General features: G+C 67.4%; 8 protein-coding genes. 5 read left to right on the top strand and 3 right to left on the bottom strand.

Going from position 1 to position 7,449, the window contains the following annotated elements; all coding sequences use genetic code 11:
• Positions 1 to 1,177, top strand: a 1,177-nt coding sequence (locus WAO18_RS03050) for a fatty acid desaturase family protein (RefSeq protein WP_422203776.1), incomplete at its 5' end; no start/stop codon positions are given.
• A gap of 28 nt (positions 1,178 to 1,205) precedes the next feature.
• Entirely contained in the window at positions 1,206 to 1,727 is a 522-nt protein-coding gene (locus WAO18_RS03045; RefSeq protein WP_422203775.1) for a hypothetical protein, read from the top strand.
• 11 nt (positions 1,728 to 1,738) lie between these two features.
• On the opposite strand, the gene WAO18_RS03040 is transcribed toward WAO18_RS03045, so the two are convergent.
• Positions 1,739 to 2,782, bottom strand: a complete 1,044-nt coding sequence (locus tag WAO18_RS03040; RefSeq protein WP_422203774.1) for an LLM class flavin-dependent oxidoreductase — start codon at positions 2,780 to 2,782, stop codon at positions 1,739 to 1,741.
• Between WAO18_RS03040 and WAO18_RS03035 the strand changes: the two genes are divergently transcribed.
• Entirely contained in the window at positions 2,772 to 3,284 is a 513-nt protein-coding gene (locus WAO18_RS03035) for an SRPBCC family protein (RefSeq protein ID WP_422203772.1), read from the top strand. The genes WAO18_RS03040 and WAO18_RS03035 overlap by 11 nt on opposite strands.
• Before the next feature lie 3 nt (positions 3,285 to 3,287).
• Here the strand turns inward: WAO18_RS03035 and rsgA are convergent, their stop codons facing one another.
• Positions 3,288 to 4,268, bottom strand: coding sequence for a ribosome small subunit-dependent GTPase A (gene rsgA / locus WAO18_RS03030; protein ID WP_422203770.1), 981 nt, complete (start codon positions 4,266 to 4,268; stop codon positions 3,288 to 3,290).
• 1 nt (position 4,269) lies between these two features.
• On the bottom strand, positions 4,270 to 5,544 hold the full coding sequence (gene aroA / locus WAO18_RS03025; protein WP_422203769.1) for a 3-phosphoshikimate 1-carboxyvinyltransferase: 1,275 nt from the start codon (positions 5,542 to 5,544) through the stop codon (positions 4,270 to 4,272).
• A 153-nt stretch (positions 5,545 to 5,697) separates the two neighbouring features.
• Between aroA and WAO18_RS03020 the strand changes: the two genes are divergently transcribed.
• Positions 5,698 to 7,077 carry an HNH endonuclease signature motif containing protein gene (locus tag WAO18_RS03020; RefSeq protein WP_422203767.1) on the top strand — a complete coding sequence of 460 codons (1,380 nt, stop codon included), beginning with the start codon at positions 5,698 to 5,700 and terminating at the stop codon, positions 7,075 to 7,077.
• Between the two features lie 45 nt (positions 7,078 to 7,122).
• The coding region (locus WAO18_RS03015; protein WP_422203766.1) for an SOS response-associated peptidase family protein at positions 7,123 to 7,449 on the top strand (327 nt) is incomplete at its 3' end.

Raw genomic sequence — 7,449 nt, 5'->3', positions numbered from 1 at the left:
CTACATCCGCCGCACCATAGCGGCCCAGCGCGCGCTGGAGGTGACCGGCCGGCTGCTGCTGGCGGCCAGCTCGCGGCGTTCGGCCTGGTGGGCGGGGACGGTGACCCTGGGCGTGGCCAAGATCGTCGAGAACATGGAGATCGGCCACAACGTCATGCACGGCCAGTGGGACTGGATGAACGATCCCGAGATTCACTCCACGTCATGGGAATGGGACATGATGGGGTCGTCCAAGCACTGGCGCTACACCCACAACTTCGTCCACCACAAGTACACCAACATCCTCGGGATGGACGACGACGTCGGCTACGGCCTGCTGCGTGTGACCCGCGACCATCCGTGGAAACGGTTCAACCTGTTCAACCTCGCGTACAACGCAATGCTCGCCCTGGGCTTCGAATGGGGTGTCGGCCTGCAGCACGTGGAAGTCGGCAAGATGGTCAGGAAGCGGATGGCGAACGATGATGCGCGGCAGCGGGTCGACGAGTTCCTGGCCAAGGCCGGTCACCAGGTGTTCAAGGACTACATCGCGTTCCCGGCGCTGACCGCGCTGTCACCCGGCGCGAGCTACAGGTCGACGCTGAAGGCGAATGCGATAGCCAACGTGATCCGCAACGTGTGGGCCAACGCGGTGATCTTCTGCGGCCATTTCCCCGACGGCGCTGAGAAATTCACCAAGACCGACATGGTGGGCGAGTCCAAGGGGCAGTGGTATCTGCGACAGATGCTGGGCAGTGCCAACTTCAACGCCGGCCCGGCGATGCGGTTCATGAGCGGCAACCTGTGCCACCAGATCGAACACCACCTGTTCCCGGATCTACCGAGCAACCGGTATGCGGAGATCTCGGTGCGTGTGCGCGAACTGTGTGACAAGTACGACTTGCCTTACACCACAGGGCCTTTCCTGGTGCAGTACGGCAAGACGTGGCGGACCATCGCCAAGCTGTCGCTACCCGACAAATACTTGCGCGCCACCGCCGACAATGCGCCGGAGACCCGCAGCGAGTCGATGTTCGCGGCGCTGGAGCCGGGTTTCGCCGGCACCGATTCGGCGACCGGGCGCCGCCGCGGCCTGAAGACCGCGATCGCCACCGTGCGGGCCTGGCGCCGCGACAAGCGGGCAAAACGCAACGGCGAGAACGGGCAAACGTCCGGGCGGGACGACCTGGCCGCCTAAGCTGGGCCGGCCCTATAGGCTGGGCGCCGTGGAAGTCGTCACAGCGCATCCGATTGTCGACGCCGTACTGGATCGGCATCGCGATGCGTTGGGCGACGAGGTGTCGGCCTACCGCAACCACGTCTACCGTTGCATCACCTATCACCAACTGCTGCTTGGCTTTTCGATCCCGGACGTCGCAGCACTGGCCTGGGCGACCCACGATCTGGGCATCTGGACCGCCGGCACCTTCGACTATCTGACGCCGTCGGCCGACCTCGCCGCGGCGTATGCCGATGAGTTCGGAATCAGCGACGTCGATCAACTACGCGCATTGATCACCGAACACCACCGGCTGCGGCCGGTCGATGAGCGGGTGACCGAGACCTTCCGCAAGGCCGACCTCATCGACGTCAGCCATGGGCTGCTGCACAACCGAATCGGGCGATCAGCCGTGAAGGCCGCCGTAGCGCAATTGCCGTACAACGGGTTTCACGCATTCCTCGCCAACGGTCTGGCCGGCTACGCCGCACGGCATCCGCTGCGCCCCTTGCCGATGATGCGCTGGTAGTCCGGCCTGGCTCAGGTTGCTTGGGTGATCGCCACCAGCCGCTGCAACGTCGCCAGTTGCTGATCGTGGTCGCCGTCTAATTTCGCCAACAGCGTCGTGATGCCCGCGGCCTGGTAGCGGCTCACCCGTTCAGCGATAACATCTTCTGTACCAAGCAGATTGGTGAGCCGACCGAGGTCCATCGGCACCGAGCTGCGGGCCTCGTCGCGCTTGCCGGCCTGCCATAATTCGGTCACCGTTCTGACGTCGTCGCCATAACCCAACCGGGTGAACGCGTCGTTGTAGAAGTTCCGCCCGCCGGAGCCGCGCGAGCCCATCGCCCCGATCGTGAACGCGTAGCCGTCGGCGTGCCGGCGCGCGGCCGCGTCGGCGGAGGCGTGGTCGTCGTGGAACTCGACCGCGACGGGCGCGACGAGGTCGAGCTGATCAAGGGTGCGGCCGGACCGCTGCGCGCCCTCGCGCAACGGGCTCAGAAACACTTCGGCGGCTTCGGGAATGAACGCATTGCCCAGCCAGCCGTCGGCCGCTTCACCGGTCAGCCGCAGGTTCTGCGGACCCATCGCGGCGACATAGATCGGGACATGAGTGGGCCGTACAAGCGGCCGCAGCGCGGCGCCACGACTGTCCGGCAACGGCAGCGGGTACACCTCGCCGGCATGCTCGAGCCGATCGCCGCGGCTGATTGTGCGGACGATCTCGATGGTCTCGCGGGTGGTCTGCACCGGTTTGCGAAAGCGCACGCCGTGCCAGCCCTCCATCACGCGTGGGCCCGATGTGCCGACGCCTAAGATGAATCGCCCCGACGACAGCTCTTGCAGGCTCAGCGCCGACGTCGCCAGCATGGCCGGGCTGCGCGAACCCAGTTGCACGACAAAGGTTCCGAGCTTGATCGATGTTGTCTTGGCGGCCAGATAAGCCAGGCCGGTCAACGCGTCGTAGCCCCAGACCTCGGGGATCCACAGCGAGTCGACGCCGATCCGCTCGGCGGCGGCCGCGAACTCGGTGGCGCCAGGCAGCCGGGGTTCGATCATCGCGCCGACCTTCATGGCTGGCATGCTAGCCATCATGCGCTATCGCGACCAACCCACAGTCGAAGCTACTCAGCGGGTTCGATGTGATGTCTCAACAGCCTGGGTGCTCGTGACTGACATCAGCCTGCCGGTGCACTGCTCCTCGGAGCTGCAAGGCGTCGATTGGCTCGATGGCCCTGCCGCCGTTGAAATCGGTGCGCGTTTTTCCGGCCGCAGCAAACATGAGGCATTCGGGGAATGGTCGACGGTGTGCGAGATCGTCGAAGTCGAGGACCAACGCCGTTGGGTATACAACGTTGTCGGACCCGAGGGGACCAGTGCGACGTGGGGGTTTGAGGTTGAGCCGGCTAGCGACGGCGTCCTGGTCCGGCAGTGGGGCCGAATGGGCCCGGGACCGTCCGGGCTGACGCCGGCGATCGTGGCGATGCCGGACAAGGAAGGCAGGATCGTCGCCAACCGGCTGGCCGAATGGCAGAAGAACATGCAGGCCAACCTGGAGTGGGTCCGCTCGCAAGCCGAGGGCTGAACCTCAGCCCTCGCGCAGCGCGGCCAGCAGTCGCCGTGCGGCCGCAACGCGCTGCGCCGCCGCCCCGGTAAGGGTGTCCAGCGCGCATTCGGGGTCGGCCGGCGGCCCCAGATGTCCGCAGCCACGCGGGCAGTCCTCGATCGCGTCGGCGAGGTCGGAGAACGCTCGCACCACGTCGTCGGGCGCTACGTGGGCCAGCCCGAACGAGCGAATCCCCGGAGTGTCGATCACCCATCCGTCGTCGCCGAGGGGCAGTGCCACCGACTGAGTCGAGGTGTGCCGACCGCGGCCGATGTCGGTGACCTCGCCGACTGCCCGATGTGCCTGCGGCACAATGCGATTCACCAGAGTCGACTTGCCCACTCCCGAATGCCCCAGCAGCGCGGTGATTTTGCCGGTCAGCAGATGCGCCACCGCGTCCAGCGGGTCGTCGCGGCCCGCGGCGATGACGGTGAGATCGAGGTCGGCGAACTGCTCGGCGAACGATTCGGTGGGGGCGAGATCCGACTTGGTCAGGCACAGGATGGGGGTGAGTCCGCCGACGTAGGCCGCGATCAGCGTCCGATCTACCAACCCGGTGCGCGGCGGCGGGTCAGCCAACGCCACCACGATCAGCAGTTGATCGGCGTTGGCGACGAAGACCCGCTCAGTGGGATCGGTGTCATCGGCGGTGCGCCGCAACAGTGTTCGCCGCGGGCCGCGCCGCACGATACGGGCTAACGCGTCGGTCCGGCCGGACAGATCGCCGACCACGTCGACATCGTCCCCGACGACGATCGGCGTTCGGCCCAGCTCGCGTGCCCGCATCGCCGTGACGCGGCGATCGGGGTCGCCGCCGAGAACGCACCCCCACCGGCCGCGGTCGACGCTGACGACCATCGCCTGCTTCGCGTCGGCATGCTCGGGGCGGGTTTTGGTCCGCGGCCGGGAGCCCTTCCCGGAGCGGATCTTGACGTCGGACTCGTCGTAGTCCTCCGGCTTCAAACTACGAACTCCGCAGCATGTCGGCCCACATTCGGGGGAAATTAGGCAAGGTCTTGGCGGTGGTGTCGATGTCGTCGACGCCGACGCCGGCCACCCGAAGCCCGACGATCGCGCCGGCCGTCGCCATTCGGTGATCGGCGTAGGACTGCCAGGTGCCCGGCCGCAGCGGCGTCGCCGTGATCTCCAGTCCGTCGGAGGTCTCGCGGCAGTTGCCACCCAGCCGGTTGATCTCGGTGCTCAGTGCGGCGAGGCGATCGGTCTCGTGCCCGCGCAGGTGGGCGATCCCGGACAGCCGCGATACCGAACCCGGGGCGGCCAGCGCCGCGAGCACCGCCACCGATGGGGTGAGCTCGCCGACGTCGCGCAGGTTGACGTCGAATCCCGGGTAGGACTGCGGACCGCGCACCTCTAGATACGAATCATCCTGCTTCACAACACAATTCAGTTGACTGAGGATGCTCAGGATGGCGTCGGCGGGTTGGATGCTTGCCGCCGGCCAGCCGGTAATGCGGACGGTGCCCGCGCTGACCGCGGCCGCGGCGATGAACGGGACGGCGTTGGACAGGTCCGGTTCGATGTGCCACTGCCGCGCCACGACGGGCCCCGGTCGAACCCGCCAGCGGTTCGGTGTCGCATCGTCGACGTCGACGTCGACTTGACGCAACATCGCCACCGTCATCGCGATGTGCGGGGCCGACGGCAGCGCCGCGCCGACGTGCTGCACCGTCAGGCCCTCGGTGAACGACGCGCCGGCCAGCAGCAGGCCCGAGACGAACTGCGAAGACGCCGAGGCGTCGATCTCCACCGCTCCGCCTGCGACCGATCCGGCGCCGCGCACCTGGAACGGCAGCCCGTCGCCGTCGACGTCGACGCCAAGCCCGCGCAGCGCATCGAGCAACGGCGCGATCGGCCGGACCCGGGCCTGCTCGTCGCCGTCGAAGGTGACCGCGGCCAGGCCTATTGCGGCCAGCGGCGGGACGAAACGCAACACCGTGCCGGCCAGGCCGCAGTCGATGCGGGTATCGGCCGGCGGGGCGATCGAGCCGCTGACGGTCAGTTCGTCGGCCGGCCCGTCGATCCGCAGACCCAGCGCTTCCAACGCGCCGATCATCAGGTTGGTGTCGCGGCTGCGCAGCGCGCCGCTGATCGTCGAGACGCCGTTGGCCGCGGCCAGCGCGGCGAGCACCAACGCCCGATTGGTCTGGGACTTCGAGCCCGGCACCGTCACCGTCGCGTGTACCGGCCGCGACGTGGAGGGGGCGGGCCAGGTACTCACGTGCTCCATCCTGCCCGGTCGGCACTGGTGATGGTGTCTCGGCCCGAAGGCTTGTCGATGCCGAGTTATCCACAGTTGAAAGTTGATCCACAACTCGGGGTTCCAGTCAGTGCCTGAGGGCGTCATTGTCGGGCCGATTCATAGCGTCGAAGTATGGCTGCAGGCATAGGCGCCCACGAGGCACGGGAACGGATCAATGCCGCTCTCGATGCGGTCGACGCTGCCTACGACCTGTTGCGCGACACGCCCTCGACGTTAGTCGGTAACACCTTTCGCATTGACGCCGCCGCGCGTCTTGAGACCCAGGAGCGCACCAACCGCGGTTTGATGTATCGATTGTTCGGTGAGATCGCCGACCCACCAGATGAAGTCGGGGCCGTCGCAGTGGCGCGATCTGCGCTGTGGAAACGGTTGCGCATCACGCCGCAGGAGATCACCCGCCGGTTCAAACTGGCCGCCCGGATTCAGCCGCGCCGATCGCTGACGGGGCCCGCGGTGGCCCCAGAGTTGCCGGAGTTGGCGGCCGCGGTCGCCGCCGGTGCGGTCGGTGAGGCCCACATCGTCGCGGTCTGCCGGGCGGTGGATCTGCTGCCGGCCGGCGTTTCGCCCACTGACGTGGCCGCGGCCGAGCGCGCGCTGGTCCATCACGCCGGGGCAGTCGATGCCGGCATCGTGGTCAAGCTGGGTCAGCGGATCGCCGATTACCTCAACCCCGATGGCCTGTTCAGCGACGAGGACCGGGGTCGGCGGCGCGGGCTGCACTTGGGCCCGCAAGGCCCCGACGGGATGTCACGGCTGACCGGGCTGCTTGATCCCGAGACCCGCGCTTACTTCGAGGCCATCGATGCCGCGGTACGCCCCGGCCGTCACCAACCCGACGCCGGCCCCGCGACGCGGGACGACCGCAGCCCCGGCCAACGCTGCCACGACGCCTTGAAGCTCGGCCTCAAGATTGCGATCGCATCCGGTGGCCTCGGCGTGCACCGCGGCCACCCCGTCTCCGTGATCATCACCACCACCCTGGCCGAACTCGATCAAGCCGCCCACGCCGCGGTGGACCCATCGGTCCCAATGCCGCCGCCGGCGACAACCGGCGGTGGTTCGCGGCTACCGATGCGGGACGTAATCCGGATGGCGGCGAGCGCAATTCACTACCTGGCGGTGTTCGACGATCACACCGAACGGCCGCTGTATCTGGGTCGCCAGAAACGCATCGCCAGTGCAGACCAGCGACTGATCTGCTACGCCCGCGACCGGGGCTGCACGCGGCCCAACTGTATGGAATCGGGGTACCGCTGCGAGGTACACCACTCAGAAGACTGGGCACACGGCGGACGCACCGACGCCGACAAGCTGTACTTCGCGTGCGGCCCCGATCACGGCATGGCAAGCCGCGGCGAATTGCGCACGATCGTTACCGAAAGCGGGCGCCTGGGCTGGACCGATGGAACCGGCCCACCGGAAATCAACCACATTCACTACCCCGACGAACTCCTCCGCGAAGATCCAGACCCACCAGATCAGGAGCAATAAGCTCTGACCCTCAGGGGCTCAGAGTTCGGCTGGCACCATAGAGATATGTGCGGACGATTCGCGGTGACGACCGACCCCGCAGTACTCGCCGAAAAGATCGAGGCGATCAACGAGGCCCGCGCGGCCGAGTCGACGGGCCCGAACTACAACGTGGCGCCCACCACGACCATCACCACCGTGGTCCGCCGCCACGACGAACCCGACGACGAACCCACCCGGCGAGTCCGGTCCATGCGCTGGGGGTTGATACCGCCGTGGGCCAAGGCAGGGTCCGACGGTGCGCCGGAGTCCAAGGGTCCGCTGTTGATCAACGCCCGGGCTGAGAAGGTCACCACTTCGCCGGCGTTTCGTGCGAGTGCCAAATCCAAACGC

The sequence above is a fragment of the Mycobacterium sp. genome, assembly GCF_049278535.1.
In the GTDB taxonomy this organism is placed as follows: Bacteria; Actinomycetota; Actinomycetes; order Mycobacteriales; family Mycobacteriaceae; genus Mycobacterium.
The sequence above is the reverse complement of the archived record's forward strand: the minus strand, read 5'-3'. Positions and strand labels throughout refer to the sequence as shown.

Coding starts and splice junctions, on each gene's coding strand:
- WAO18_RS03035 (WP_422203772.1), top strand. CDS start 2,772: ATGGCTGGCATGCTAGCCATCATGCGCTATCGCGACCAACCCACAGTC.
- WAO18_RS03040 (WP_422203774.1), bottom strand. CDS start 2,782: ATGCCAGCCATGAAGGTCGGCGCGATGATCGAACCCCGGCTGCCTGGC.
- WAO18_RS03020 (WP_422203767.1), top strand. CDS start 5,698: ATGGCTGCAGGCATAGGCGCCCACGAGGCACGGGAACGGATCAATGCC.